The sequence below is a fragment of the Microbulbifer sp. TYP-18 genome (assembly GCF_040932045.1).
In the GTDB taxonomy this organism is placed as follows: domain Bacteria; phylum Pseudomonadota; class Gammaproteobacteria; order Pseudomonadales; family Cellvibrionaceae; genus Microbulbifer.
The window spans coordinates 89,320-115,622 of the sequence record NZ_JBFRBC010000007.1 but is presented as its reverse complement, the minus strand read 5'-3'; the positions used below and the strand labels follow the sequence as shown (position 1 = coordinate 115,622).

Annotated in this window: 25 protein-coding genes; 21 read left to right on the top strand and 4 right to left on the bottom strand. The window is 59.3% G+C overall.

What is annotated here, in order from left to right; genetic code table 11:
- The first annotated feature begins 4 nt into the window (after positions 1-4).
- The 13 genes from gspD (at position 5) to ABVT36_RS08540 (ending at position 13,491) form a co-directional block, all read left to right on the top strand.
- Positions 5-2,008: a type II secretion system secretin GspD gene (gene gspD, locus ABVT36_RS08600; protein WP_367149398.1), complete on the top strand. Its 2,004-nt coding sequence runs from the start codon at positions 5-7 to the stop codon at positions 2,006-2,008.
- Positions 2,005-3,495: a type II secretion system ATPase GspE gene (gene gspE / locus ABVT36_RS08595; protein WP_368456188.1), complete on the top strand. Its 1,491-nt coding sequence runs from the start codon at positions 2,005-2,007 to the stop codon at positions 3,493-3,495. Before gspD ends, gspE begins: the two co-directional genes overlap by 4 nt.
- Before the next feature lies 1 nt (position 3,496).
- Positions 3,497-4,714: a type II secretion system inner membrane protein GspF gene (gene gspF / locus ABVT36_RS08590; protein WP_368456187.1), complete on the top strand. Its 1,218-nt coding sequence runs from the start codon at positions 3,497-3,499 to the stop codon at positions 4,712-4,714.
- A gap of 66 nt (positions 4,715-4,780) precedes the next feature.
- Positions 4,781-5,209, top strand: a complete 429-nt coding sequence (gspG, locus tag ABVT36_RS08585; protein ID WP_367149401.1) for a type II secretion system major pseudopilin GspG — start codon at positions 4,781-4,783, stop codon at positions 5,207-5,209.
- Positions 5,210-5,229: 20 nt separating this feature from the next.
- Positions 5,230-5,790 carry a type II secretion system minor pseudopilin GspH gene (gene gspH / locus ABVT36_RS08580; protein WP_368456186.1) on the top strand — a complete coding sequence of 187 codons (561 nt, stop codon included), beginning with the start codon at positions 5,230-5,232 and terminating at the stop codon, positions 5,788-5,790.
- Complete coding sequence (gene gspI, locus ABVT36_RS08575) at positions 5,780-6,154, top strand: type II secretion system minor pseudopilin GspI (RefSeq protein WP_368456185.1); 375 nt, start codon at positions 5,780-5,782, stop codon at positions 6,152-6,154. Before gspH ends, gspI begins: the two co-directional genes overlap by 11 nt.
- Entirely contained in the window at positions 6,151-6,987 is an 837-nt protein-coding gene (gspJ, locus tag ABVT36_RS08570; protein WP_368456184.1) for a type II secretion system minor pseudopilin GspJ, read from the top strand. Before gspI ends, gspJ begins: the two co-directional genes overlap by 4 nt.
- Positions 6,980-7,993, top strand: coding sequence for a type II secretion system minor pseudopilin GspK (gene gspK / locus ABVT36_RS08565; RefSeq protein WP_368456183.1), 1,014 nt, complete (start codon positions 6,980-6,982; stop codon positions 7,991-7,993). Before gspJ ends, gspK begins: the two co-directional genes overlap by 8 nt.
- A gap of 6 nt (positions 7,994-7,999) precedes the next feature.
- Entirely contained in the window at positions 8,000-9,325 is a 1,326-nt protein-coding gene (gene gspL / locus ABVT36_RS08560; RefSeq protein ID WP_367149406.1) for a type II secretion system protein GspL, read from the top strand.
- Between the two features lie 182 nt (positions 9,326-9,507).
- Positions 9,508-9,996 (top strand): type II secretion system protein GspM, encoded by a 489-nt coding sequence (gene gspM, locus ABVT36_RS08555; protein WP_368456182.1) that lies wholly within the window; start codon positions 9,508-9,510, stop codon positions 9,994-9,996.
- A gap of 499 nt (positions 9,997-10,495) precedes the next feature.
- Complete coding sequence (locus ABVT36_RS08550) at positions 10,496-10,765, top strand: acetyltransferase (protein WP_367149407.1); 270 nt, start codon at positions 10,496-10,498, stop codon at positions 10,763-10,765.
- Positions 10,766-10,955: 190 nt separating this feature from the next.
- Positions 10,956-11,159 (top strand): DUF2788 domain-containing protein, encoded by a 204-nt coding sequence (locus ABVT36_RS08545; protein ID WP_368456181.1) that lies wholly within the window; start codon positions 10,956-10,958, stop codon positions 11,157-11,159.
- A gap of 112 nt (positions 11,160-11,271) precedes the next feature.
- A complete protein-coding gene (locus tag ABVT36_RS08540; protein WP_368456180.1) occupies positions 11,272-13,491 on the top strand; it encodes a response regulator in 2,220 nt (739 codons plus the stop codon).
- A 42-nt stretch (positions 13,492-13,533) separates the two neighbouring features.
- On the opposite strand, the gene yciH is transcribed toward ABVT36_RS08540, so the two are convergent.
- On the bottom strand, positions 13,534-13,857 hold the full coding sequence (yciH, locus tag ABVT36_RS08535) for a stress response translation initiation inhibitor YciH (RefSeq protein WP_368456179.1): 324 nt from the start codon (positions 13,855-13,857) through the stop codon (positions 13,534-13,536).
- Positions 13,858-14,135: 278 nt separating this feature from the next.
- On the opposite strand from yciH, the gene ABVT36_RS08530 reads away from it, so the two are divergent.
- Positions 14,136-14,975 carry an ion transporter gene (locus ABVT36_RS08530; protein WP_368456178.1) on the top strand — a complete coding sequence of 280 codons (840 nt, stop codon included), beginning with the start codon at positions 14,136-14,138 and terminating at the stop codon, positions 14,973-14,975.
- An 18-nt stretch (positions 14,976-14,993) separates the two neighbouring features.
- Here ABVT36_RS08530 and ABVT36_RS08525 read toward each other — a convergent pair whose 3' ends face one another.
- A complete protein-coding gene (locus ABVT36_RS08525) occupies positions 14,994-15,458 on the bottom strand; it encodes a PaaI family thioesterase (RefSeq protein ID WP_368456177.1) in 465 nt (154 codons plus the stop codon).
- Between the two features lie 103 nt (positions 15,459-15,561).
- Here ABVT36_RS08525 and ABVT36_RS08520 point away from each other — a divergent pair, with 103 nt between their 5' ends.
- From ABVT36_RS08520 to ABVT36_RS08505, 4 genes are all read left to right on the top strand, one after another.
- Positions 15,562-16,707: a serine hydrolase domain-containing protein gene (locus ABVT36_RS08520; protein WP_368456176.1), complete on the top strand. Its 1,146-nt coding sequence runs from the start codon at positions 15,562-15,564 to the stop codon at positions 16,705-16,707.
- Positions 16,707-16,931, top strand: a complete 225-nt coding sequence (locus tag ABVT36_RS08515) for a SlyX family protein (protein WP_368456175.1) — start codon at positions 16,707-16,709, stop codon at positions 16,929-16,931. The genes ABVT36_RS08520 and ABVT36_RS08515 overlap by 1 nt, the downstream gene beginning before the upstream one ends.
- 395 nt (positions 16,932-17,326) lie before the next feature.
- Positions 17,327-19,684, top strand: a complete 2,358-nt coding sequence (locus ABVT36_RS08510) for a TonB-dependent receptor (RefSeq protein WP_368456174.1) — start codon at positions 17,327-17,329, stop codon at positions 19,682-19,684.
- A gap of 198 nt (positions 19,685-19,882) precedes the next feature.
- Positions 19,883-21,010: an alkaline phosphatase family protein gene (locus ABVT36_RS08505; RefSeq protein WP_368456173.1), complete on the top strand. Its 1,128-nt coding sequence runs from the start codon at positions 19,883-19,885 to the stop codon at positions 21,008-21,010.
- 200 nt (positions 21,011-21,210) lie between these two features.
- On the opposite strand, the gene ABVT36_RS08500 is transcribed toward ABVT36_RS08505, so the two are convergent.
- Both ABVT36_RS08500 and ABVT36_RS08495 read right to left on the bottom strand, forming a co-directional pair.
- Positions 21,211-21,948 carry a TIGR04219 family outer membrane beta-barrel protein gene (locus ABVT36_RS08500; RefSeq protein ID WP_368456172.1) on the bottom strand — a complete coding sequence of 246 codons (738 nt, stop codon included), beginning with the start codon at positions 21,946-21,948 and terminating at the stop codon, positions 21,211-21,213.
- Positions 21,949-22,024: 76 nt separating this feature from the next.
- A complete protein-coding gene (locus ABVT36_RS08495; protein ID WP_368456171.1) occupies positions 22,025-22,936 on the bottom strand; it encodes a LysR family transcriptional regulator in 912 nt (303 codons plus the stop codon).
- Positions 22,937-23,101: 165 nt separating this feature from the next.
- Between ABVT36_RS08495 and leuC the strand changes: the two genes are divergently transcribed.
- Genes leuC through leuB form a run of 3 tightly spaced genes read left to right on the top strand, consistent with a single transcriptional unit; the run spans position 23,102 to position 26,300 of the window.
- A complete protein-coding gene (gene leuC, locus ABVT36_RS08490; RefSeq protein ID WP_368456170.1) occupies positions 23,102-24,550 on the top strand; it encodes a 3-isopropylmalate dehydratase large subunit in 1,449 nt (482 codons plus the stop codon).
- Positions 24,547-25,194: a 3-isopropylmalate dehydratase small subunit gene (gene leuD / locus ABVT36_RS08485; RefSeq protein ID WP_368456169.1), complete on the top strand. Its 648-nt coding sequence runs from the start codon at positions 24,547-24,549 to the stop codon at positions 25,192-25,194. The genes leuC and leuD overlap by 4 nt, the downstream gene beginning before the upstream one ends.
- Before the next feature lie 32 nt (positions 25,195-25,226).
- On the top strand, positions 25,227-26,300 hold the full coding sequence (gene leuB / locus ABVT36_RS08480; protein ID WP_368456168.1) for a 3-isopropylmalate dehydrogenase: 1,074 nt from the start codon (positions 25,227-25,229) through the stop codon (positions 26,298-26,300).
- Positions 26,301-26,303: the final 3 nt, after the last annotated feature.

Sequence of the window (26,303 nt, the reverse complement as noted above, 5' to 3'; positions counted from 1 at the left end):
AATAATGATGAGGATGTTCAATCGCCGGCTGTTTGTCGCCGGCTTTCTGGGACTGCTGTTGTCCACACCGGTGCTGGCCCAACCACAGGCTCAACCACAGGCCCCACCCCCGGAGCGCGTCACACTCTCACTGGATAATGCCGATATCCGCGACCTGATCAACTGGGCCGCGGACTTCACCGGCAAGAACATTATTGTGCACCCTAACGTCAAGGGTAAGGTCACAGTGATCGCCGGCGACCCGATGACCCACGAAGAGGCCTTCAACGTTTTTATGTCGGTGCTTCAGGTCAATGGCTTTAGCCTGGTGGAGCAGGGCGGAGCCTGGAAGGTGGTCCCCGATGCGCTGGCGAAACAGCAGGCGATACCAGTAGTCGGCAACGGTACCAAAGCGCCGGCCGAATCCCTGGTAGTGCGCACAGTGCGGGTCAAGAATATTTCCGCGGCGCAGCTGATCGCCATGCTCCGTCCTCTTATTCCCCAAACCGGTCACCTGGCCGCCTATGCGGAGACCAATACACTGTTGATTGCGGACCGTGCGGCCAATATCGAGCAGATAGTGCGATTGGTTCACCAGCTCGACCACGCGGGCGCCATCGATATTGAGCTGGTGCCACTGCAATTCGCCTCTGCCAAGGAGATCAAACAGGTTATCAACGACCTGCTGATTTCCGGCGGCAAGCAACCCGGCACCGACGTGCAGCCGTTGCGTATTGCCGTCGACGAACGCTCCAACTCGGTGTTGCTCACCGGGGACCCGGTCACCCGACAACAAATCAAGAACGTGATAGCGCGCCTGGACCAGCCACTGGCCGGGGACGGCAATACGGCGGTGGTCTATGTCCAGTACGCCAATGCGGCGGACCTGAAACCGATTCTCGAGGGCATGAGTGGCAGCATCCAGAAGACGGAAAAAGACCAGCAGGCGGCGGATGTGGAAGTCAGTATTCAGGTCAACGAAGCGCTGAATTCGCTGGTACTGACCGCGCCGCCGTCATTGCTGGAAACCATGAAAGGGGTCATCGCCAAGCTGGATGTGCGTCGTGCTCAGGTGCTGATAGAGGCGCTGATCGTGGAAGTGACGGCGGACAACGGCAGCGACCTGGGCATCAAGTGGATCGCCGGGGCGGGCGACGATGTGGTGGCGGGGTTCAATAACGACGCGGCACCAACTCCTATCGTCGATGATGAGGGTAACCAGATATCCGATATCAACCCGCTATCATTGAATCCCCTCAATCTGATCGGCAGGGGCCTGAACCTGGGTTATCTCAGCGGCACCGACCTGCGTGCGGTTGTGAATGCGGTGGCGACCCAGAGCAACGCCAATATCCTGTCTACGCCCACCATTATCGCGCTGGACAATGAAGAGGCCAGCATACTGGTGGGTCAGAATGTGCCCTTCGTTACCGGTGAGCAGCTTTTGTCCGGCAGCAACAATGACCCCTTCACACAGATACAGCGGGAGGACATAGGTACCGAACTGAATGTCACCCCGCGGGTGAACAACAATAATTCGGTGACCCTGGATATCGAGCAGAAGGTGGAAAATGTGGTTCCCGCTGCGGAGGATGCCACCGGTGCTTCCGACATCGTCACCAGCAAACGAGAGATCAGCACGCGGGTGCTGATCGACGACGGCGCTATTCTGGTGCTCGGTGGCCTGATTGAGGACAATGTGACCGAGACATCGTCAAAGGTGCCGTTGTTGGGCGATATTCCCGGCATCGGCCGACTGTTTCGCTCCAGCAGGAAAAGAGTGCGCAAAACCAATCTGATGGTATTCCTGCGCCCGCGCATTTTGAGTGACCAGGTGGCGGGCTACGAGGAAACCCGCAAGCGCTATCTCGACCTGCAGCGGAAGCAGATAGAAATGCGCGGGGAAACCAGCCTGCTTTGGGACTGGCACCGGGGTGAGGTTTTGCCGGATCTGCTGCCGCCTTCCGGCACTTACGACGAGTCCGGCTCCTCAGATGCGCCGGTCCAGGTACTCGAGGTAGAAAAATGATCAGCGGCGAGGTGTCTGCGACACCAAAGCGCCTGCCCTATGCGTTTGCCAAGCGCCACAAGGTGCTGCTGGTGGAGCGCGAGGGGCGTCCCTGGTGCCAGTATGTGGCGCCGATCAACGCCGGTGTGCTGGCGGAGCTGCAGCGGCTGAGCGGCCTGGAAGTGGATATCGAGCCTGTCGACGAGGGCGACTTCAACATGGCGCTGCAGCGCCAGTACGAGAATCGCGAGGGGGGCAACCTTTCCGACGTCGAGGGGCTGGGTGAGGAGCTGGACCTGGCGGCGGTGGTGGACTCGCTGCCGGAAACCGAGGACTTGCTCGAGCAGGAGGACGATGCGCCCATCGTCAGACTCATCAACGCCATCTTTGCCGAATCCCTCAAACAGGGTGCCTCGGATATCCATATCGAGACATTTGAAAAGCGCCTGGTGGTGCGCTTTCGCGTCGATGGGGTATTGCGCGAAGTACTCGAGCCGCGCCGTGCACTGGCGCCGCTGCTGGTGTCCCGTATCAAGGTCATGGCCAAACTGGATATCGCCGAGAAGCGCATTCCCCAAGACGGACGTATTTCACTGCTGATGGCGGGTCGGGAGGTGGACGTGCGCGTATCCACCATGCCCTCCAGTGCCGGCGAGCGGGTGGTGATGCGCCTGCTGGACAAGCAGGCGGGCAAGATGGATCTGCGCCAGCTGGGCATGCGCGACCGCGATCTCGGTGCTATGACCGAACTGCTGGCGCGGCCCCACGGCATATTGCTGGTTACAGGCCCCACAGGTTCCGGTAAAACCACCACGCTCTACGCGGGCCTGGGCAGTATCAACAGCCGCGAGAAGAATATTCTCACGGTGGAGGATCCGGTAGAATACAACCTCGAAGGCGTTGGCCAGACCCAGGTCAACACCAAAGCTGACATGACATTTGCCCGCGGCCTGCGGGCGATCCTGCGCCAGGACCCGGACGTGGTAATGGTGGGTGAGATCCGCGACCTGGAGACCATGCAGATCGCCATTCAGGCCAGTCTGACCGGCCATCTGGTGCTCTCCACTCTGCACACCAACACAGCGCTGGGGGCCGTAACCCGCCTGGTGGATATGGGGATCGAGCCCTTTTTACTGTCCTCGAGCCTGATCGGCGTTTTGGCTCAGCGATTGGTGCGGGTGCTGTGTCCCGAGTGCAGGGCGCCGCACCCTGCAGACGCCAGTGAATGTGAATTGCTGGGCAGGGGGGCGGCTGAGAAAACCATCATTTACCGGCCTGTGGGTTGTGAGTCCTGTAGCCAAAGCGGTTACGTCGGGCGGGTGGGTATCTATGAGCTGGTGCCAGTCAACGAAACCATGCGTCAACTGATCCACGACCGCGCCTCTGAAAGCGCCCTGGTCGGCGAAGCGCGCAAAGTCGCACCCAGTATCCGTGAAGATGGTATCGCCAAAATTCTGGCCGGAGTCACTTCGCTGGAGGAAGTCGTGCGCGTGACACAGGAGTCCTGACGTGGCGGCGTTCCAATACGCGGCGCTGACCGCTTCCGGGCGCAAAAACCGCGGCACTCTGGAGGCGGACAGCGCCCGGGCCGCGCGACAGCAGCTGCGTGCCAAGGGCATGGTACCACTGGAGGTGGCCCCGGCCACGGAATCGTCCGCAGCCGGCAACGCCAGCTTTCTGTCCGGCAGCCCCGGCCTCAGTGTCAAACATCTGGCGCTGCTGACGCGCCAGATCGCCACTCTGCTCCGGGCCGGTATTCCCCTGGAGGAGGCGCTGGGGGCCATTGCCAGCCAGACGCGCAATCAAAAGATTCGCCGCATTGTGCTCGCCGTGCGCGGCAAGGTGCTCGAAGGGCACAGTTTCGCCCAGGCGCTGGGCAACTTTCCCCGTGCCTTTCCCAATCTGTACCGGGCCACAGTGGAGGCCGGGGAGCACTCCGGGCACCTGGATGCGGTTTTGGAGCGCCTGGGGGATTACACGGAAAACCAGCAGAAGTTTCGCCAGAAGGTCCAGCTGGCCCTGATATACCCCATGATGCTGGTACTGGTCTGCGTACTGGTGGTAACGGGTCTGATGGTGTATGTGGTGCCCGACGTGATAGAGGTGTTTACTGGCAGTGGACAGCTGTTGCCGCTACCCACCCAGATACTGGTCGCCATCAGCGATTTTATCGCCGCCTGGGGCTGGCTGGTGCCGCCGGTGCTGATTGCCCTGGTGGTCGTCGCCATTGTTATGATGAAACGCCCCGGAGTGCGCTACCGGGTGCATCACCGCTTGCTGGAATTGCCGCTTGTGGGCTGGCTGGTGCGCAGCGGCCAGAGTGCCCGCTATGTGGGAACCCTGGCCATTCTGACCGGAAGCAGTGTGCCACTGGTACAGGCGATGGGTATTGCGGGTGGGGTGATGTCCAACGACTTTCTCAAGGAGCGGTTGCAGGCAGCGCAAAAATCTGTGCGTGAGGGTGGAAGCCTGCGCCGGGCTTTGGAGGATGTTGGGTATATTCCACCGATGATGATCTACATGATTGCCAGCGGGGAGTCCTCGGGTAGTTTGGACGCGATGCTGGGCCGGGCGGCAGAGTCCCAGGAGCAGGATTTGCAGGGGGCAGTAACAGCGTTCGTCAGTCTGTTCGAGCCGGTCATGCTGCTGCTGATGGCGGCGATAGTGTTGTTTATCGTGATGGCAATAATGATGCCCATCATGAGTATGAATCAGATGGTGGTGTAATTCAGCTGCCGGCTGAGTGGAACCACCGGGATAGAACCAAGGTGGAGACAGGTAAAGGTGATTGCAATGAAAAGCATGCGTGGAAATGGGGGCTTTACGCTGATCGAGATCATGGTGGTGATCGTGATACTCGGCGTACTGGGGGCTCTGGTGGTGCCGAATATCCTGGGCCGCACCGGAGAGGCGCGGATGAAGGCGGCGGTGACGGATCTCCGCGCCCTGGAAACCGCACTGGATATGTACCGCATGGACAACTTTGTGTTCCCCAGTACGGATCAGGGTCTGCAGGCGCTGGTGAACAAGCCGAGCGGCTTTCCAGAGCCAAAAAACTGGTCGCAGCCCTACCTGAAGCGCGAGGCCAAGGACCCCTGGGGCAATGAATACCAGTACATCAGCCCGGGCAGTAATGGCCCCTACGATCTGTTCAGTCTGGGTGCCGACGGCAAGCCCGGTGGTGAGGGGGAGGCGGCGGATATCTTCGCGTCTGAACCTTAGTCTGCAAACAGTCGATTCACATGTTTGTGCGGCCCGGTCGCAGCGCCGGCTTTACCCTGATCGAATTGCTGGTGGTGATTGTAATTATCGCCACCCTGGCCGGTATGGCCGTGCTCTCCCTGGGGGGCTCCGATGTCCGGGCCTGGAAAGGTGAAACACAGCGCCTCGCCGGAGTTTTGCAATTGGTGGTGGACCGGGCTGTGATCGACAATTCTCACTATGGGGTGGTATTCAATAGCGATGGCTATTCGGTGGTTCGCTACGACCCCACCAGCCTGGAGTGGCAGTCCCCCGAAGCCGATGCTGAGACCGCCAGCACCATGGCGCAGCGGTTTGCCGTCCACCAGCTGCCGGGAAACATGCGGGTGGAGGTATTGCAGCAGGCGGAACTGCCCTCGGCGGCAAGCGATGAGGACACTGAGGATCCGGTGCCGCAGTTTATTGCTCTGGCCAGCGGCGAAGTCCTGCCGGCCGAACTCGCCGTTGTGCTGCTGGAGGACCGGGAAGTGTCCCGTGCCGCCAGTATCTCCTATTCGAGCCTCTACGGGCTGCAGCTTCAGTGGCAGACCGATGACTATTGAGGTCCGGAGCCGGGAGATGGGTTTTACCCTGGTGGAGGTTTTGGTGGCTCTGGTGATCTTCGGTGTTATCGCCGCCAGCCTGCTAAAAACCATGCAGGACAGCGTGCAGGCGCAGGCTGCCATGGAACAGCGGCTGGCGGCCAACCTGGCGGCACAGCAGGTGCTGGCGCAGATTCGCCTGCAGAGTCCCTGGCCACCCATAGGGGAACAGACAGAGCGGGTTCCCGCCGGGGCTCGCGAGTGGGAGGTGACGGCCAGGGTCGAGGCCACCAGTGAAGAAAAAATGCGCCACATCATTATCCAGGTGGCCGAGCCGGAAGCGGACAATCCCAGCTATACCCTGGACGCATGGGTGGCAGAGTGAAGCCGCAGCCGGTATTTAACCCCAGAGTCCGGCGGATACCGCTTCGGCACGGGAGGCCGGCGCCGGGCTTCACCCTGATCGAGATCCTGGTGGTGCTGGTTCTGGTGTCGATTATCAGTGTGGGTGCCTTCACACTGCTGGATACTTTCAACCACACGGATCAGGCCTTGCAAGTGCGGGCCGAGGAGATGCGTCGCTTTTCCATGGCCATGTACCGCATCGATGACGATCTGCGCCAGGTTACGCCGAGGCCGGTTAAAAATGCCTACAGTGGCTACGAGCCGGCGCTGAGGGGGGATTCCGACGAGCTGGAATTCACCCGCCTGGGCGCGTCCAACTTTACCGGGGAACCCCGGGGTGAGCTGCAGCGTGTCAGTTACCGCGTGGGCTTTGCCGAAGATCCGGACGCGGATTCCGGGGATCAAGAGTCACTGCTGTTGAGGGGGCGCTGGCGAATCCTGGACCGCGCACCGGACAGCGAGCCTGTCTCGGAACCCCTGCTGGCCGGTATCGACAGCCTGAGCCTGCGCTATTTCGATGGGGAGACGGAAGCCTGGCTGTCCCAGTGGCCGCCGGCATCCTCCACCACTGATGCGGGAGCTGTCGACCTGCGGTTGCCCCGGGCCGTTGAGTTTGTCCTGCTCACCCAGGCGAGCGGTGAACTGCGGCGGGTCTTCGTTCTACCCAGTGGCGCGGTAAGTCTTAGCTCCAATCGGGGAGGAGGCGGTGGCGGTGGCGGCGGCGGTGGTGGGGGTGGCTCCGACAATAATGACGGCTCCCAGCCCAAACCGGGGGACGGTGAAGGCGATAACGGTGGGAAGCGCGATGGGTAGTGTTGGCCTATCACACCAGAGGGGTGTGGCGCTGATTACCGTACTGCTGGTGTTGGTGATTGCCGTTGCCGCGGTCAGCCAGGCCATTGTGCGCAACCGCATAGCCGTTTCCCGCACCGCGGCCCTGCTGGCCAATACCCAGCTGGCTGAATTTGTCGGTGGCGCCGAAGCCTGGGCCAGGGTGGCACTGGAGCGGGATTACGAGGAGGATCGGGAACAGTCACCGTCGTCGGATTCGATGCAGGAAGGCTGGGCCGGGCCGGCGCTGTCCTTCAACCCGGAGAACGGCAGGATCAGAATCAACATCCAGGATTTGCATTCCTGTTTTAATGTAAACAATCTCGCCGGCCCGGGCGCCGGACAGGCGGATCAGGCGCAGATTTTTCAGCGCCTGGTGGTCAATGTAACCGGCAAGCCGGAGCTGGCCAAAGCGATACTGGACTGGCTCGATCCCGGCGATACGCCGCTGGCGCCGGGGACTGAGGACGACGGCTATCTGGGCCTGGAAATGGCGCACCGCACTCCGGACACACTGATCAGCGATGTTTCCGAACTGGCTGCGGTACAGGGGATGGAGGGTGAAGACTGGCAGGCCTTGAGGCCCTACCTTTGCGCACTGCCGGCGGAGGGTACGGCGATCAATGTAAATTTTGCCTCCGAGGCCCTGCTGGAAGCGGTTGATCCCCAGGCGCGGGTGGAGGATGTAATGAGCTTTCGCGATTCTGAGGGCGTATTCAATGAACAGGCCCAGTTGCAGGATTTTGGTTTTCAGCAGACCCAGGCGCTGGCATTTCACAGCCAGTATTTCCTCGCCAGAATCGCGGTGCAGCTGGGTGAAGGGGAAGAGTACCGGCAATATTGGGAGTCCATGATTTATCTGGACGAGGCCAAGGGCGAAGCCAAGGTGATGCAGCGCCACAGGCGGAATTTCGACATTGCCTATATGCGTGAGCTGCTGAGCTTCGAGGCTGAAGGCCCGGACAATTCGGACAATAATGCTAATTAAATTTAAATGGTTATGATTAAAAAGGTAACTGGCGGCGAAACCGCTTCGGGATCCGAGAAGCGATTGTTGTTACTGCGGCTGGTGGAGGATAGCAGTAACCAGATTCCCCGGGTGGAATGCTGGAGTGATTGCGGCTGGCGCACCGTCGCTATGGACGATGATTTTGCGCGCGCGTTTGGTGTGGACGATCCCGTTACTACCGAGGAGGAGCCCGCGGACGCGTTGGAATTGCAGTTTGGTGAACAGACGCGGGCGCTGCTGCTGTTGCCCGGACACTGGGTGTGGAGTGGGGTGGACAGCATTCCCAAAGCCGCCCGTCGCCAGAGTCAGGCCATTGGCTATATGGTCGAAGAGCAGCTGGCCGAGGACGTTGAGGATCTGCACTTTGTATGTCAGCCCCGCGCGGGAGAAGCGTGCAGTGTTTACGCTATCGCCCGCCAGAAGATGGAAGTGCTGCGGGATCAGCTGCAGCGGCTGGAGTGGCCGCTGATTGCCGCTGTTCCCGAATACCAGCTACTGGATCTGCTGGATACCGATACCGCCCTGTGGCTGGATGGGAACCGCGCCCACCTCTGGTACGGCAGCGGTCACGGCCTCTCGGTACAGCGCCGCTACCTGCAGCAGCTTCTGGCACCCCTGGTGGAAAATCACAGCGAAGATAGCCAGGAGGGTGATGCAACCCCGCAGCTGGAACTGATCGGCGAAGACCCCGACGATCAGTTGACCCGGGCAAATCTGGAATCACTGTTCGGCGACGGTCTGCACTCTTCCGCCGGCGCGGCGGAGGAGCAACTGCTGGAGCGCTTTCGCCCTTCGCGCATGGCCAATCTTCTCACTGGAGATTTTGCGCTGGCGACTGACAGGGAAGAGCCCAACTGGTGGATAAGGCCGGCACAGGTGGCGGCCATTTGTTTTGCGGTGCAACTGCTGCTATTTGTAGTGGCGGGTTCCTATTACAACTGGCGTGCCTCCGGTTCTGAAGAGCAGGCGCGAGCACTGTTTACGGAATTGTTTCCCGAAACCCGGCCCGGCCGGGATCTGCGGCGCCAGATTGAGGGGTATCTGAAGCAGGCCGCCGGCGGCGGCGATGGTTTCAGTGGCCAGATGCAGCTGTTGAGCGAGGTATGGAACCAACAGGGCAGCGGCCAGTTGAAGCTGCAGTCCCTGCGTTTTGACGGCCAGCGCGGCGAATTGGTGTTACAGGTGAAAGCCGCCGATCTCGCTGAGCTGGATCGATTTGTCGGCAGCCTCAGCAACGGCCAGTACCGGGCCGAACTGCTGGCTGCCAGTGAATTGGAAAAGGGCGCATCAGGTCGTGTCAAGCTGCAGTGATCACATTGATTCACCCGCCCGCCAGTCGGCGCTGGGGTGAATCCTGCCCGTGGACCTGCCGTCGGCAAAGGCCGGCGCTTCCGGGTACTCGAACAGGATTTTAAGGGCGGCAATCCATTCGAACAGACTTCGATTGGATTACCGGATTAACAGATATTTGTACCTGCCAAGAAAACCGAGTGATGAAACAAGCAATTGTCGAGGAACTGCAGCAGAAATGGCGTTCCCTGCCGCCCAATGACCAGCGGGCGCTGGGAGCGCTGATCCTGGTACTGGGGGGACTTTTTATCGTTTACGGTCTGTTTACGCCCGCCAAGCACTTTTTTGACGACGCCTACGGCCGCGCCGACGCATCGCAGGAGCTGGTGCAGTGGATAGAATCCCAGCGCAATGTGCTGGAGCGCCTCAAGCCCCCTTCCTCCAGCGGTCAGGCCTCCGGGACCCTGCTGCAAAGGGTGACGGCGGCGGCCCAGCAACACGGCATTTCTATCAAGCGCTTCGAGCCCGAGGACCAGGGGCGCATTCGTCTGTGGATCGATGAGGCCCGCTATCAGGACCTTCAACCCTGGCTAAATACCCTGGTCCAGCAGGGATTTGTGCTCCGCACGGTAAACCTGGATGCCCTGGCGGAAGAGGGGATGATTTCCGCCCGCCTGACCCTGGAAGGCTGAGGGTATCCCGGAGTTAGGGTGTTGTCGTCTGCAGTCTTGATGCGCCCGCCGGCTATGGGAAGTGCCGCAGGTATTTGCTGCTCGGAGCCGATGTGACCGAAGAGTTTATTTGCTCCAAGTCCATAGATTGAATATCTATTGCTACGGTGACCGATATTACCGCTCGGCATACTGTCGAGGCAGTCCCCAATCACTCCTAGGCCTGCTGACACTAAGTGAGCGAGCCCTATTTACGGCCCGAACAAACCTGCTCGGGACAGCAGGTTGCTGGCAAAGTCTTTTTCAGCAGCCCCAAATCCCGCAGGGCGCCATGAATGGCCATCGTCGATCGGGTCCATACGGAGCCGCCGGAATTGCCGTAAAGGTGCCGGGCAAGGCCGCATTGGGTGCCGTTCCTGGAGCTGGCTTGTGCCCCGTAAACACTATTTTTATCCCCCGGAACGCCCCAATATATCCGCGAACCCTATACTGAGGGAAGTAGGATGAAATTGGTGCCAATATGCTGTTCAAAGAGTTGTCTTCCAGTCACTTGGTTGAGGTAGCGGATATCGTTACCTTATCCAACCCCTACGAACTCACCGTCGTCGGCCGCTACCTCTGGGGTGAAGAGGTCCAGGATCCCGAGGTCTTTGACAAGACCCAGTTGTGTTTCCTGTCCGGTGAGGCACTGCCTCGCTGCTGGCACGACAGCCGCTACCGGGACAGGGAGGTCAGCCGTATGCGCTGCGGCACCAGGGCGGAGGATGAGGACTATTATCAGGGCGCCTGAATCCGCTGCAGAGGTTCCCTGGCTCCGGTCCACTGGAGGAGCCTGTAGCCGTGGTTATAAGCCCAAGTGTCCATTACAATACGCGCCAAATTTTTTACCTGCCCGGCGTGCCGGGCGGAAGTCGGCCATCAGGGCTATTGCCCCTTAGCCGGCCGCCAGTGGTAGTGAATCATTCAGGGCATGAAGTTGTATGTCTTTTGAGCAATTCGAGCAGTATTCACTCTGGCTGGGGGTCGGTGGGCTGATTCTGTTTATGGTGTTTATCGTCTGGAGCCTGGCCAAGGAATCCAAGGCGGGGCGATTCGGTACCTTTGTTTTGTTTCTGGCCCTGGGCCTCGGCCTGCTGGGCTTTGTGATCAAAACAGTGCTCGTTGAAGTGTTGGGGATCGGCTAGAAGCTGGCCGCGCCCGGCCCGCCTTAACCTCGGTGTCCGGCTGAACTGATACTCGGGTTCGATATTGTGCAGATGGAATACACCAGCGCCAGGGCAGTGGTGAAAGGGCTAAATGCCAATGTTTGATCGACCGGAACTCAAAGTACAAAAAGACCGTCGCGTCTGTCGACTCACAGACGCGCGTATGGCCAAGTACAGCCGTCGCGTGATGCTTTTTACCATTATGGTGTTTTTCATTGCGGTGACGGTGGGTGAGTTGCCCCTGGTTGCACCGCAATTGACCCTGGTGCTCGCTATAGGGTTGATCCTGCTGAGTCTGTTGCACGGCTATCACCTTTTTCGCTTTGGCAGCCTCTATGCCTCCGGTCCGCATCGCTGGCGCCGCCGCTATTTTTTCACCGCAATTCTGTTCGCTGGCTGGTGGGGTCTGATACTGGTGTGCCACGAGTGGCTGCTGGGATTTGCGCCGGAGACCCACTTTTTGTGGCTCTATACCGTGATGTACAGTGCCATTGTGGTGACCGTATTCGCGCCCTACTACCGGTTTCTCACCTGGTGCCTGGTGGTATCCCTGGTGCCGGCTTCCGCTACATCGTTTCTATCGGGAGATATCCTCGGCACTGTCTACGGTGTGCTTTCGCTGGCGTTTGTCTGGCTCATCTCCCGCCAGGCACGACTTGAGTCCGAGAATTACTGGGGTCGTATGGGCGCGATGCAGGAGTTGCAGCAACGCGCCAGCCAGCTCGCCGTGGCCAGTAAAAGATCCGATGCGGCTATCGAGTTAACCAATGAATTTGTCGCAAACATCGGCCAGGAGTTTCGCAGCCAACTCACCGACTCCCTGGGAGCGCTGGCGCTGCTGGAGGCGGAGCAATTGCCGGAGCGGCAGCGGGAGTGGGTGCGGCTGGCAAAAAACGCCAGTCGCCAGCAACTGAAACTGGTGGATAATGTCGGTCTTTTTACCCGTGTGGCAAGGAAGAGTATCCGGCTGCGACAGGGGCCTTTCAATCTGGTAAAAACCGTCGAGAAGTCGTTTAAGTTTGCCGCAAAGGCCTCCCATCGCCAGCGCCTTGAATTCAATTTCGAAATAGACGACAAGCTGCCGGTCATGGTGATCGGGGACAATCGCAAGACCTCGCAGCTGATACGCAACCTGGTGGAGGCGGCTACGGCAATAGCCCAGCAGGGCGAGATCTGGGGACAGGTGGACTTTTCCCCTATCAGCACCGCGGAGGGACAGATGACGATCGCCCTCATGGACGATGGCCAGGGTGAGATACTGCCGGACGAAAGTGAACTGTTCGGCGCCTTCTCGCGGGTAGACAGTGCCCAGGTAGCTACGGGGCTGGGACTTTCAATTGCCAAGGGGCTGGCGGAAGCCATGGGTGGCTATCTGCAGCTGCATTCCAGCCGCGACGGCAACCGCTATCAGGTGGCGATGAGATTCGCCACCGAACCGAACCAGCGCTTCTATCTGGTGCCGGATCGCCGCTTGCAGGATTTGGACATACTGCTGTTGCACCAGAAGGGCCTGTTTGTCAGCGGCCTGGAAAAGGCTCTGAGTTCCTTCGGAATGGAGGTGCAGGGTTTGAGATACACCTCATCGGCGCACCGGCCGGCACTGGAGGAGGCTGTGCAGCAGGCACTGGTGCGCAGTCAGCTGGTGTTGCTGGTGCCGGCCATGGGCGATTCGAGCCTGCTGACGGCAGTCCAGGAGATTATCGACCACAGCGATGTAGAGCCCAAAAACTGCCCACTGATGTGTCTGGGCGCCTATGGCCATAAGCAGGCATTTACCCCCTTTATCAAAAGCCTGCCCTGCACACAGTATCTGAGCCGCCCGGCGACCCGGAAGGAACTGCACGATGCACTGATCGGTTTGTTGTTCTGTGGTGGTAAAAAGACCAGCCGTCGCATTGTCACCAGCAGTGGTGCCCACCCGCGCCAGTACACCTTGCTGTTGATCGAGGAGTCGCGCCAACACCAGCGGGTGACCGAAGAAATGCTGCACACGTTGGGATACCGGGTGGAAGTGGCCCGGTCGGTGGTGGACGCGCTGGAGCTGCTGTCGGAGGGGCACTACGATATGCTGCTGGTGGATTGCCAGCAGAATACCGAACACAGTGCACAAATTATCGAAACCCTGCGCCATTGGGAGTCGGAGCATGCAGCGGAGAACCGGCTGCCGATCATCGCCCTGACCAGCACCACGGAAGAGCAGTTCGAAGGCCGTTGCCTGGCGGCGGGTATGGATGATTTTCTCACCAAGCCCCTGGGTAAGGACCAGCTGCGGGAAACCATCGAGTGCTGGCTCGGCAGCGCCCGGGACTGATCCGAGCACCTGCTGCATGGGGTTGCCCGCCCGTCGGTCCGCTCAGCCGCCGGCGAGCTTTACCCTAAAGTCGCGGGCTTCCAGCAGGGCCTTGATCTCGCTGCGCTTGTCACCCTGAATTTCAATCACCCCGTCTTTTACAGTGCCGCCACAGCCGCAGCGTTTTTTCATGTCCGCCAGCAATAGCTTCAAATCGGCGTCGCTGCCCGGGAGGCCCCGCACGCAGGTGACGCCCTTGCCCTTGCGGCCTTTGCTTTCCCTTTGAATACGAACAATCCCGTCGCCGCTGCGGCGGGACTCTTGGCTCGGTTCCTCTTTGACCCGGCCGCGATCGGTCGAGTAAACCAGACGGTTTTCCCTGCTCATGATTTCCCCCAGCTGTCCAGCCAACCCGGCTGGCGGGATCGGCCCTGCAATGCGACGCAACCCCGCGCGAAAAGTTCTGCCGCAGGTGCGCCGGTAAATCCGGCCTCTTAGCCGCCGGCAGCGACCCCCGAGACCTCTCTGGTGTTATATGTTAGCGAAAAAGTGCGCTGTTGTAGCGCAGTGCTCTAACAAGAGTCGGGCTTTGCCGACCGGAATTGCGGTGCGCCTGTGGCGGGCGGGACCTTCCGGCGCTATAGTCTGTGCCGGCAGGAGGATATATGGCACTAACCGGCAGGCGCAAATGGCTTAATGAGGTAATTTTCGGCACTGACACGCCGGCGGGAAAAGGCTTTGATGTATTTTTGATCTGGGCCATTCTCCTCAGCGTGGGTCTGGTGCTGCTGGTCTCCGTGGAGGGTATCGCCGGGCGGTACGGGCGGCTGTTCTTTTGGCTGGAATGGTTTTTTACCGGGCTGTTTACGGTCGAGTATATTCTGCGTATCTACTGTGCGGTGGACCGCCGCAGGTATATTTTCAGCTTTTACGGCGTGGTGGACTTTCTGGCGATATTGCCCAGCTATGTGGCGCTGGCCTTTACCGGGGCCAGTTATCTGCTGGTGGTGCGCCTGCTGCGGGTGCTGCGCATTTTTCGCGTGCTCAAGCTGGTGCGCTATCTGCGTGATGCAAACCTGCTCATGCGGTCCCTGTGGCAGGCGCGCAGAAAAATTATGGTGTTTTACGCCAGCGTACTGGTGATGTGCATCATTTTCGGTGCGCTGATGTTTATGGTGGAGGGGCCCCATAGCGGCTTCACCAGTATTCCCAAGAGTGTCTACTGGGCGATTGTCACCCTGACAACGGTGGGGTACGGCGATATCACCCCGCACACGCCCCTGGGGCAGGCGATTGCCTCCCTGACTATGTTGGTGGGCTATTCCATTATCGCTGTGCCAACCGGGATAGTAACTGCCGAGCTGGCCAGTGAGATTGGCAGAGAACGCAGCGTGCAACGCTGTGACAATTGCAGCCGCGCCGGCCACGACCGGGATGCCGACTACTGTCGCCACTGCGGCTACAGGCTGGAAGAACTGGACACAGCGGACCGGGATCTGGGCTGAGTCGCCAGCCGGTAGCCGCTACCAGTTGTCCGGCACGCGCACCGCCACCACCTCCGCCGAGGCGCAGATGCGGTCTCCACTGGTGAGGGTGCAGTGCAGGGTGGTTTTCCTGCCGCTGCGACCAGTGATTTTGGCCCGCAGTGTTACGGGGGCATCCATCGCCGCCGGCGCCTTATACTGGACATCCAGCCTGCCGGTGGCGTACCAGATTTTATTCCCGGTGCCGGTTTGGCGCCCGGCCTGCCGGTAGCCGTCGGCGATCGCCGTACAAATGGTGTGACAGTCGATGATGGTGGCGATGATGCCGCCATTGAGGTAGTGGTTGGGTCCGGCGCAGTGCTCCGGGGCAGGGGTGAACTGGCAGTGGGTTTCGTCGTCGCCGACCCAAAAGCTTTTGATTTGCAGACCCCGGTCATTTTCCGGGCCGCAACCGAAGCAGTGGTTCGCGGGAATTTGATCCTGAATTGCCACCGGCTCAGTCATGGTTGTCCCTCTGTGAAAAATTTTGCGGCCATGCTAACGATTTGCGCAGGACAGGGGAAGAAATTAATCTTGCGCCTCCTTTTCCCACTGCTGGACACTTGCGATGGAGATATACGGCCACTGTGCCCCCGGTTTCGAGCCGCTCTTGGATACCTTTGCCGCCAATTTTCGCCAGAGCGGTGAAACCGGTGCGGCTTTTGCCGTCCGCCGGTCCAATGAGCTGATAGTGTCGCTGTGGGCGGGGCGCTGCGACCGGGAGGGACAGGTTCCCTATACGGAGGACACCATCGCCAATGTATTTTCCTGCTCCAAGGGGGTACTCGCGGTGTTGGCGATGCAGCAAGTGGCTGCCGGTCGGCTGGACCTGGACCGGCCGGTGGCGGACTACTGGCCGGAATTTGCCGCGGCGGGCAAGGCCGCCATTACGCCCCGTCAGTTGCTGTGCCATCGCTCCGGCCTGGTGGCCTTCCGCGAGCGGGTGACGGACGACTTGATCTACGACTGGGACGGAAGCTGCGCGCGGGTGGCGGCCGAGGAACCCTGGTGGCCGCCGGGATCGCGGCAGGGCTATGCGGCTTTTCTCTATGGCTGGAGCCTGGGCGGGTTGCTGGAGAGGGTCTCGTCCCGCACACTGCCCGAACTCTATCGCGAGGTGCTGGCAGACCCGCTGCAGCTGGATGGCGGCTTTGGTGCCCTGGGCCACAGGTCCACCCGCATCGCGGACGTGGGCCCGCTCAAAAAGCCGCTGCCGGAGCTGCGGGAAAATGCGGTGGCACACGCCATGAAAGAGGATCGCCAGGGGCCGGTTGCGAAGGCCTTCTCCAACCCTGTCAGTCTGCTGACCGGCAGTAACGGCTCCGCCTGGAGGGGGGCGCTGATACCGGCGGCAAACGGGCACTTCAGTGCCCGGGATCTGGCGGGCATCTACGGCGACCTAGCACTGGCCAAAGGGACGATTCTGGATCCGCACACGGTGGCGGAGGCCCGCAGGGAACAGAGCCGGGAGCGCGATGCCGTATTGCAGGCGGACGTTGCCTTCGGCTGCGGCTTTGTTCTCAGCGGCCGCGGGGCGGACCTGCGTTTTGGCGGGGACTGGGGCTTTGGGCATCCGGGTGCAGGGGGCAGCGTCGGTTTTGCCGATCCGGAGCGGGAGATCGGCTGCGGCTATGTGACCGCGCGCCTGGGGCAGAGCCTTTTTATGGACAGGCGCTCGGTGCACCTGGTGGAACACTTATACCGGTTGTTGTAATGGAACAGAATATCGAATTGACCCGTCGGGTGGATGAGCTGGAGACCCGGCTCGCTTTTCACGAGGACACAATGGCACAGCTGAATGATGTGATTGCACAGCAGGATGCCGAGATTCGTGCCCTGAAAGCGCAGTTTGAGGAAGTGCTGGCCAGATACCAGGATATTGCACTGCAGGTGTTTGGTGACGGTGGCGCGGCGGATGATAAGCCGCCGCACTATTAGCAGAGAAGGGCATTCTCAGCGACCTGCTATTTTCAAGTGAAAAGCAAGTGATTCAGCGTAATTGCACAGGTTTTTAAGGTTGACAAACAAAGCAATGTCCACCGTCCGCTCCTTTTTCTGTTCTGATTAACTGTCTCCTGCGATTGTGCCACTTAGTCCTGGTGCAAGTTCTAACTCTCGCCTTGCGGTCATGGGTCCTCGTCAATGACCGCTAAACCCTATCCCTTTTATACTCCAGATTACTCTGTTCACCTGCATTCACAGGCCGGTCAACAGAGTTTAATTTATCCGTAAAAAATATTTCACCTTCACCCCTCAATGTACGCGGGCAACCGGACTGGAGCATGGCTGCTGCAGTCCGGGTCTGTTCAATCACTACAACAAGGGGTGCCCCGATGAACATCAGAAAAAAACCACTGGCTGCAGCCGTGTCCCTCGCCACTTTGATGGCTGCCAACCCGTCGCACGCCGAGCAGGCGGGCGATGAACAGCTGGAGGAGGTGGTGGTGCTGGCCAAGGGTGCCACTTTCAACCGTAGCGAAGTGTCCGAGGCAATGCGCAGGCAGCAGTCCACCATTACCAGCGTGAATGCGCTAATTGACAACCTGCCCGGTGTTTCCGTCAACGAAGGGGATACTTACGGCTTCGATGACTGGTCCACCAACATCAGTGTGCGGGGTTTTACCATCAGTCAGGACGAGCAGCAGATAGGCACCACAATTGATGGTATTCCCAATGGCGGCTCCAATTACGGTGGTGGCTCCAAAGCCAACCGCTTTGTGGATCCGGCCAATATCGGTTCGGTGGAGGTTTCCCAGGGCACTGCGGATATCGCTTCCCGCTCACATGAAGCCCTGGGCGGCACCATCGACTATCGCACGGACGACCCGACGGATGCGCGGCGCAGCCGAATGGAAGCGTCCGCGGGGGAATTCGATGCCCGGCGATTCTATCTTCGCTTCGATTCAGGTACATTCGCCGGCAACAGCAAGGCGTGGATTTCCTACTCCAACCAAACAGCTTCCGACTGGATCAATGAGAGTGCGGAAAACGAACGCGAGCAATTGGCGGCGAAACTGGTGACCACTTTGGACGCCGCTACTGTCAAAGCCTATGTCGCCTACGATGATGTCCACGAGGACAATTACCAGCGTATTTATTCTGCGGCTCAGTTCGAGGCCTTCCCTGAAGACGATTTTCTGCGGGATGAATGGGCCGGCATTCCGTACATCGACCAGCTGTACCGCCGCGGTTGGTCGACACTGCGCAAGAACCTGCTCGGCTACGTCCAATTTGATTTTGATCTGACCGACAGCCTGAACCTGCAGTCCGGTATTTACTATCACCGCAATAAAGGGCGCGGCGACTGGGTGCCGCCCTATCTGGTGGATATTATGGATGACGGCAGTGCCGGGGAGTCCGAGTTCCTCGGCGCTCCTACCGTATACGGGGGTGTCCAGCGGGGACAGATTTTCTTTGTCGATGCCGATGGCAATGCACTCAACCCCAGGGACGGCTGTATCTCTTCGCTGGTGAATGTCTACGGCCAATCCGGTCCGGAATACGATCCCGCCTGTTATCCCGCAAATGCGCTGCCGGCCATGTCCTACCGCCACACCCACTATGGCAAGGAGCGCACCGGTGCGACCCTGGATTTTAGCTACAACGGCCTGATCGCCAGCTACGACAACACGTTGCGTGGGGGTTTTTGGTATGAAGATGCCACCCGAGACGAACACCGTGACTGGCACAAAATCACCGATGCCTCCCAGGGTGCCGGTTTTGAAGCCAGTCCCTACTGGGTGCAATATGATCGCAGCTACCCCCAGGAAACCCGCAAATGGTATCTGCAAGATGCCCTCACCAACGATAGCGTCACGCTCACCCTGGGGGCCAAACAATTTCTGGTGGACGTGGAGCGAAAGGACCTGTTTGGAGCTTCATCCAATGCCAGGGTCAACTCCGATTCCGATATACTCATCTCCGCCGGGCTGCTGTGGGAAACTCCGCTGGAAAACACCAAACTGTTTGCCGGCTATGCGGAGAATTTCAAGGCGATCGGTGACAGTGTTCTCGAGCGCCCGGATTCCGACCTGGAGAATATCGAACCAGAGACGTCCGAGACCATGGAATTCGGACTGCGTTATGCCGGCGATAGCTTTACCACCACCGCCACCTATTTTGAGAACGAGTTTGAAAACCGTATTATTTTCTTGGACAACAACACCACGGCCGGCCCCGATTACCTGATCGGAACCAACGGCACCTACTTCAATGCCGGCGGTATCGAATCCAGTGGTGTGGAACTGCTGCTGGACTATGATCTCTCCGAATCCCTCAACCTTTACACCTCCTATACCCTGATTGATGCCACCTATATCGGTTCCGGCGATGCCGCCGTCGATGAGGCCCAGGGCATTACTCCCGGTAACCACGTTGTGGGTATCGCCGACCACCTGTTTGTGGTGGGACTGGATTGGGCTTCGGAACTGCTGTACGGCGGTATCTCGGCCAAGTTTACCGGGGACCGCTATGTGGATCCGGGCAACTCCTGGGTGGCCGCGTCCTATACGGTGGCGGATGCCTATCTGGGCCTGAACGTGGTGGATATTCATCCGGCGCTGGCCCGCACAAACCTGAATCTGGTGGTCAACAACCTGTTTGATGAGGACTACCTGGGCTCAGTGGTTTCCGGGGGCGCCTGGATAGGAGCGCCGCGCACGGTTTCCCTGTCCGCTGTTGTGGATTTCTAACGCCATCGGGTTAACGCGGCACAAGGATGTGCTGCCGCCGGGCGGAGTCCGGTGCAAACCCCTGAAAAGCTAATGATTCTGCGCAATTGCGCAGGTTTTCAAGAGGGCAATCCAATAGTTAAGGGATTATCTGTTGGACTGCTGGGTTAATGGCAAAGAAAATTACATGCGGAGTGAATTCCCGCGGAGGACTGTGCAATGAAACTATTACTTGGGGCACTGCTGGCTGCAGTGCTGGGCGTCAAGGCGCATGGGGCGGAAAATCTGGTGCTGGTAACCCTGGATGGCTTGCGCTGGCAGGAGGTTTTTTCCGGTTATGATCCGGAACTGCTCAACCATGCAGATTTTACCAGGAACAAAGAGCAGTTGACGGAACAGTTTGGTGGAAAATCCGCAGCGGAGAAACGCCATAAGCTTCTGCCATTTATGTGGGGCGAAATCGTGCAGCGCGGGGTGCTGGCCGGCAATCGCGACAGGGATTCCCGGGCCAATGTCACGAATCAGTGGTGGTTTTCCTACCCCGGCTATAACGAGATCCTCACCGGCCGCGCAGACCCGGATATCGACTCCAATGATCCGGTTCCCAATGCCAATATCACTTTTTTGGAATGGGTGAATAAGCAGCCCGGATTCAAACACAAGGTGGCCGCTTTCGGCAGCTGGGGCGCATTTCCCGCCATTATCAACCGGGAGCGCAGTGGCGTTTTTGTCAATGCCGGCCTGGAGCCTGCGGACTGGCCCCGATTATCCCAGCGGGCTCAATTCCTCAATGATCTGCAGGGGCAGCTGCCGGTTTTCTGGAAGGATGTAAGGCCCGATGCCTTTACCTACGGTCTGGCGAAGGAATATCTGCGGCAAGAAAAACCCAAGGTACTCTATATCGCCCTGGGGGAAACCGATGATTTTGCCCACGATAAGGAGTATCACCAGTATTTGCTGTCTGCGCATCGCAGTGATGCATTCCTCGCCGACCTGTGGAACACGCTGCAGTCCATGGAAGCCTACCGGGACAATACCAACCTGATTATCACTGTGGATCACGGCCGGGGACAAACCGCCGAGGCTTGGCCGCACCATGCCAGCGGGCCGGCGCTGGTGCAGTATTTCAATAACAAGAATCAGCCCCAAAAGGATGGTGTGGTGGGTTCAGACCAGATCTGGATAGCCGCCCTGGGCCCGGATATCGCCAGCCTTGGAGAAGTATCCGGTGGTGCGGACCTGTACCAAAACCAGGTGGCCGCTACGGCGCTGGCACTGCTGGGCTTTGTTCCCGCTGATTTCGACCCGGAAGCGGGCCCGGCCATGAAACCCCTGATGAAGAAATAGCAGCCCCGCTTTAGCAGGCCGCCAGGGACAACTCAGTTAGTGTGAACAGGCCCGAGCAGGTATGTTCGGGCCGCAAATCAAGCATGTAACTGCTTGATTTGTGGTGGAGGGTTTGCGGACATGCGCCGCAAACCCAGGTTGAGGAAAGCCCAGGGAGGGCTTTTTCAACAACCTGCTAGGGTAGGGGGTTGAGTTGAGGGTTAGAGATGCAGGTTCAGGCCGATATAGGCGCCGCTGATGTCCAGGTCGGTCCCCAACTCGTCGATCCGCTTGAGATTCATATTCATGGTACGGTAGCCCGCCTCCAGGCCCAGATCCAAAACCGGGGCGAAGTCCCAGCGCACCTTGGCGGTCAAATCGGTAACGGAGCCGCCCTTGTAGCCGGTGCCGTTGCCCTGGGCGATGATGGACCAGCCGGTGAAAGGCAGGTCGAAGCGGGCCATACCGTAGAGCATAGGCAGGTAGCCGGCCAGTTCGACAGTTTCCGTCTGCAGATTGCTGGCCACGTCCAGTTGCCCGTCGTAACGCCGTGCGGTCAGGCCGAGATCGAGATTGACCCAGTTGTCCAGTAGTTCGTAGTAGAAGGTGGCATCGGTATAGCTTAAGTCCAGGTTCATGCCCACTGTGCTGTCCGCGGGGAAATAGAGATCGCCGAACCTCGCAGTTTCAGACAGGGTGGTATCGCCGTTGGTTTCGATATTGCTGTGGGCCACCATAACATTTGGTATCAACGGAACCGGATGTTCGAGGGCCGCCTGAATAAAGGTGATGTTGTCCTCTGCCGGGTTGAAGCTTTCGATAGCGAAGTCGTCACTGCCGATACCGCCGTCGTAAGAGGGTATCCAAACCCCCAGGCTGGCGTCGAAGCCCAGTATGGTGTCGGCAGTGGCGGCACTGCTGGCGGCGGCCATGCAGATGGCCAGGGTTATGTTTTTCATCGGCTTCCCTCTGTACTATTTTGCGCGGAGTTTACTATTCTTTTTCCCGCCTAACGGTGCCGGCGGTACACTTTGGTTAATTTTTGTGATGGTTGTCAGGCTTTTCAGCCTGTTCCCGTTGGGCTGCCTCGAGCAGCAGTTGTCGCAGGGCGCCGGCCGCATTGCTGAGCGTGCGGGCGCGGTGATGGATCACACCGAGATTGCGCAGGACTTCGAGTTTTTCAACCGGCAGCACCGCCAGGCTTTCGTCCACCAGGGTTTGCGGCAATACACTCCAGCCCAGTCCGACACCCGCCATCATTTTAATGGTCTCGAGGAAATTAGTGGCCAGTTTGGCGGTGAGTTTCAGCCCCTGGGCATCGAACGCCCGCTTGATCAGCCGTCCGGTATAGGTACTGAGGTCCGGCAGTATCGCCGGGTAGTCCGAGAGGTCGGCGAGTTGGAGTTTCGGCTTCAGTGCCAATGGGTGGTCCGGCGCCGCCACTACCACACAGGGGTCCGGCCAGATAACCCTGGCCTCCAGGCCCGGGTAGTCCTTCAGCGCCAGGGTCACCACCCCAAGTTCATACTCGCCCGCTACCAGTGCTTCGTAAGCCTGTTCCGAATCGACGAAATCGATGTCCAGGGCCACGTTGGGATAGAGGTTGCTGAAGGACTTCAGTACTGGCGGCAGGTGGTGCAGGCCCACGTGGTGGCTGGTGGCGATGCGTAGACTGCCGGAGACCTCAGTGCCCAGGGTGTGGAGTTCGCGCTCCGCATCGCTCACCTCATTGAGAATATGCCGTGCCCGGGGCAGCAGCACACGCCCCGCCTGCGTGAGTTGCAGGCGCCGTCCTATGCGGTCGAACAGGGCGGTATCCAACTGTTGTTCCAGTGCCGCCAAGCGTTTGCTCACCGCCGGTTGCGTGAGGTGGAGGTGTGCGGCGGCATCCGATACAGAACCCTGTTCGGCGATGGCGAGAAAGGCTTTTAGCCACTGAATCTCCATACTCGGACTCTCCTCCGGGAAGTCAGCTCCCTCAGCCTGTTACGCGGCGGGAACTGGCCTGGGGGATCTATTCCCAGTTGGACTAGTTTATATGATAAATATAAGTTGATGTTATGCAACGTGCATGGCTAGACTGGCTCGAGCCAAAACCGAGGAGAAAAGGCCATGGGCGCTACTGCTGGTGGAAAGACACTCTACGACAAGCTCTGGCTTGACCATCTGGTCAAGAGCCGCGAAGACGGCACCGCACTGATTTATATAGACCGCCACTTGATTCACGAAGTGACCTCGCCGCAGGCTTTCGAGGGCCTGCGGCTTGCGGGCCGCAATCTGTGGCGCAGGGATTCGCTGGTGGCGACTCCCGACCACAATGTGCCTTCCGACAAAACCGAGCGCGCTGGCGGGGTTGCGGGTATTCGCGATGAGATAGCGCGCATTCAGGTGCAAACACTGGATGAGAACTGCCGGGACTTCGATGTGGTGCAATTTGGCATCAATGAACCGGGGCAGGGCATAGTGCACGTAATCGGCCCGGAGACAGGTGCAACTCTGCCGGGGATGACGGTGGTTTGCGGTGATTCCCACACTTCCACCCACGGCGCCCTCGGGGCTCTGGCACACGGCATCGGCACCTCCGAGGTGGAGCATGTCATGGCCACCCAGTGCCTTATCCAGAAAAAGATGAAAAACATGTTGGTACGCGTGGACGGTAAGCTGCGCCCGGGCGTTACCGCAAAGGATGTGGTGCTGGCGATAATCGGCAAGATTGGTACCGCCGGAGGCACCGGCTATGCCATCGAATTCGGTGGTGAGGTGATCCGCTCCATGTCCATGGAGGGGCGCATGACTATCTGCAATATGGCGATAGAGGCGGGTGCCCGTGCGGGCATGGTGGCGGTGGACCAGGTGACCCTGGACTATGTGAAGGGCCGGCCCTATGCGCCACAGGGTGAACAGTGGCAGCAGGCGGTGGAGGCCTGGCGTCATCTGCACTCAGATGAGGATGCCGTATTCGATGCGGTAGTGACGTTGCGCGGTGAGGAAATTGAGCCGCAGGTGAGCTGGGGTACTTCACCGGAGATGGTGGCGCCAGTCAGTGCCCAGGTGCCGGATCCCGGCGCCGAATCCGATCCCACAAGGCGCGCCGGTATCGAGCGGGCGCTGGGCTATATGGGCCTGCGCGCCGGGCAGAAAATCACCGAAATACGGCTCGATCGCGTTTTTATCGGCTCTTGTACCAACTCTCGCATCGAGGATCTGCGTGCAGCAGCGGACATCGCCCGGGACCACAAAAAAGCGGACACGGTCAAACAGGTGCTGGTGGTACCTGGCTCCCAGGCGGTGAAAGTGCAGGCGGAAGCGGAAGGTCTCCACAGGGTTTTTATCGACGCCGGTTTCGAGTGGCGCGAGCCCTCCTGTTCCATGTGTCTGGCGATGAATGCGGACAAGTTGGGGGCCGGAGAGCACTGTGCGTCCACCTCCAACCGCAATTTCGAAGGGCGCCAGGGCTACGGTGGACGCACGCATCTGGTGAGCCCGGCCATGGCCGCAGCCGCGGCGATTAACGGTTATTTTGTCGACGTGCGGGACTTGCACCGGGAGGGCGGGCAATGAAAGCTTTTACTCAGCACAAGGGTTTGGTGGCACCCATGGACAGGGCCAATGTGGATACCGACCTGATTATTCCCAAGCAGTTTCTGAAATCCATCAAGCGCACCGGCTTCGGCCCCAACTTGTTCGACGAACTGCGCTACCTGGATGAAGGCCAGCCGGGCCAGGATCATTCCAAGCGTCCGCTGAATCCGGATTTTGCGCTCAACCAGGCGCGCTATCAGGGGGCTTCGGTGCTGCTGGCACGAGAGAACTTCGGCTGTGGCTCCAGCCGCGAACACGCTCCCTGGGCGCTGGACGACCACGGCTTTCGCGCCGTCATAGCTCCGAGCTTTGCCGATATTTTTTTCAACAACTGTTTTAAGAACGGTCTTTTGCCCATAGTGCTCGACGAGTCGATCGTGGATCAGTTGTTTGAAGAGACCCTCGCCCGGGAAGGTTACCAGCTCACCATCGATCTGGAACAGCAGCAGGTAGTGAAGCCGGACGGTGTCCCCATTTCCTTCCAGGTGGACAGTTTTCGCAAACACTGTCTGCTGAACGGTTTCGACGATATTGGGCTGACACTGGAGGATGCGGATGATATTCGCGCCTACGAGCAACAGCGTCGCCAGCGGGCACCCTGGCTATTCGATGCGGTCCGGTAACGCCGGTTTACCATGGAACTGAGGAATCTGTCGTGAGTAAGAAAATTATGATCCTGCCGGGCGATGGCATAGGCCCGGAAATCGTCGCCCAGGCCAAAGCGGTTCTGGGGGCCGCTGACAAAAAAACCGGTCTCGGGCTAGATTTTGTGGAGGGTGACATAGGGGGTGCTGCCATTGATGCCAGTGGCGAGCCTTTGACCGAGGAGACCCTGGAAGCGGCTGGCCAGTGTGATGCGGTATTGCTCGGCGCTGTCGGTGGCCCCAAGTGGGACCAGCTGGATCGGGGCATAAGGCCGGAGAAGGGACTGCTGAAAATCCGCAGTCGCCTGGGTCTCTATGCCAACCTGCGCCCGGCCATTCTCTATCCACAGCTGGCAGACGCTTCGTCACTGAAAGCGGAGGTAGTATCCGGCCTGGATATTCTCATAGTGCGCGAACTTACCGGAGGTATTTATTTCGGTGAGCCGCGGGGCATTCGCGTGCTGGCCAACGGTGAGCAGCAGGGTTACAACACTTACGTGTACAGCGAGTACGAAATTGAACGTATCGCCCGCACGGCGTTCGAAGCGGCGCGAAAGCGCCGCGGCCGACTCTGTTCCGTGGATAAAGCCAATGTGCTGGAGGTGACGGTGTTGTGGCGCGAAGTTGTCGAGCGACTCGCGCCCGAGTACCCGGATGTGGAGCTGTCCCATATGTATGTGGACAATGCCGCCATGCAACTGGTACGCGCACCGAAGCAGTTCGACGTGATGGTTACCGGGAATATGTTCGGCGACATTCTGTCCGATGCGGCCGCCATGCTCACTGGCTCCATCGGTATGCTGCCGTCTGCTTCCCTGAATGAAACCGGTTTCGGTCTCTATGAGCCCTGTCACGGTTCAGCGCCGGATATTGCCGGGCAGGGCGTTGCCAACCCGCTCGCGACCATCCTGTCCGCAGCCATGATGTTGCGCTATTCACTGGATATGGACGGGGCCGCCGACCTTATTGAGCAGGCAGTGCACAAGGTGCTGGATGAGGGGCTGCGCACTGCGGATATATTTACCCAGGGATGCAGGAAAGTTACTACCGCGGAGATGGGTGCAGCCGTGGTGAACGCCTTGTGACCC

Excerpts from the sequence above, each read along its gene's own strand:
- ABVT36_RS08510 (WP_368456174.1), top strand. The coding sequence starts at position 17,327 with ATGAACATCAGAAAAAAACCACTGGCTGCAGCCGTGTCCCTCGCCACT.
- leuC (WP_368456170.1), top strand. The coding sequence starts at position 23,102 with ATGGGCGCTACTGCTGGTGGAAAGACACTCTACGACAAGCTCTGGCTT.
- yciH (WP_368456179.1), bottom strand. The coding sequence starts at position 13,857 with ATGAGCAGGGAAAACCGTCTGGTTTACTCGACCGATCGCGGCCGGGTC.
- gspE (WP_368456188.1), top strand. The coding sequence starts at position 2,005 with ATGATCAGCGGCGAGGTGTCTGCGACACCAAAGCGCCTGCCCTATGCG.
- gspD (WP_367149398.1), top strand. The coding sequence starts at position 5 with ATGATGAGGATGTTCAATCGCCGGCTGTTTGTCGCCGGCTTTCTGGGA.
- leuD (WP_368456169.1), top strand. The coding sequence starts at position 24,547 with ATGAAAGCTTTTACTCAGCACAAGGGTTTGGTGGCACCCATGGACAGG.
- ABVT36_RS08520 (WP_368456176.1), top strand. The coding sequence starts at position 15,562 with ATGGAGATATACGGCCACTGTGCCCCCGGTTTCGAGCCGCTCTTGGAT.
- ABVT36_RS08550 (WP_367149407.1), top strand. The coding sequence starts at position 10,496 with ATGCTGTTCAAAGAGTTGTCTTCCAGTCACTTGGTTGAGGTAGCGGAT.
- gspI (WP_368456185.1), top strand. The coding sequence starts at position 5,780 with ATGACTATTGAGGTCCGGAGCCGGGAGATGGGTTTTACCCTGGTGGAG.
- gspK (WP_368456183.1), top strand. The coding sequence starts at position 6,980 with ATGGGTAGTGTTGGCCTATCACACCAGAGGGGTGTGGCGCTGATTACC.
- gspL (WP_367149406.1), top strand. The coding sequence starts at position 8,000 with ATGGTTATGATTAAAAAGGTAACTGGCGGCGAAACCGCTTCGGGATCC.
- ABVT36_RS08540 (WP_368456180.1), top strand. The coding sequence starts at position 11,272 with ATGCCAATGTTTGATCGACCGGAACTCAAAGTACAAAAAGACCGTCGC.
- ABVT36_RS08505 (WP_368456173.1), top strand. The coding sequence starts at position 19,883 with ATGAAACTATTACTTGGGGCACTGCTGGCTGCAGTGCTGGGCGTCAAG.
- gspM (WP_368456182.1), top strand. The coding sequence starts at position 9,508 with ATGAAACAAGCAATTGTCGAGGAACTGCAGCAGAAATGGCGTTCCCTG.
- ABVT36_RS08525 (WP_368456177.1), bottom strand. The coding sequence starts at position 15,458 with ATGACTGAGCCGGTGGCAATTCAGGATCAAATTCCCGCGAACCACTGC.
- gspH (WP_368456186.1), top strand. The coding sequence starts at position 5,230 with ATGTTTGTGCGGCCCGGTCGCAGCGCCGGCTTTACCCTGATCGAATTG.
- ABVT36_RS08515 (WP_368456175.1), top strand. The coding sequence starts at position 16,707 with ATGGAACAGAATATCGAATTGACCCGTCGGGTGGATGAGCTGGAGACC.
- ABVT36_RS08500 (WP_368456172.1), bottom strand. The coding sequence starts at position 21,948 with ATGAAAAACATAACCCTGGCCATCTGCATGGCCGCCGCCAGCAGTGCC.
- gspG (WP_367149401.1), top strand. The coding sequence starts at position 4,781 with ATGAAAAGCATGCGTGGAAATGGGGGCTTTACGCTGATCGAGATCATG.
- ABVT36_RS08530 (WP_368456178.1), top strand. The coding sequence starts at position 14,136 with ATGGCACTAACCGGCAGGCGCAAATGGCTTAATGAGGTAATTTTCGGC.
- ABVT36_RS08545 (WP_368456181.1), top strand. The coding sequence starts at position 10,956 with ATGTCTTTTGAGCAATTCGAGCAGTATTCACTCTGGCTGGGGGTCGGT.
- ABVT36_RS08495 (WP_368456171.1), bottom strand. The coding sequence starts at position 22,936 with ATGGAGATTCAGTGGCTAAAAGCCTTTCTCGCCATCGCCGAACAGGGT.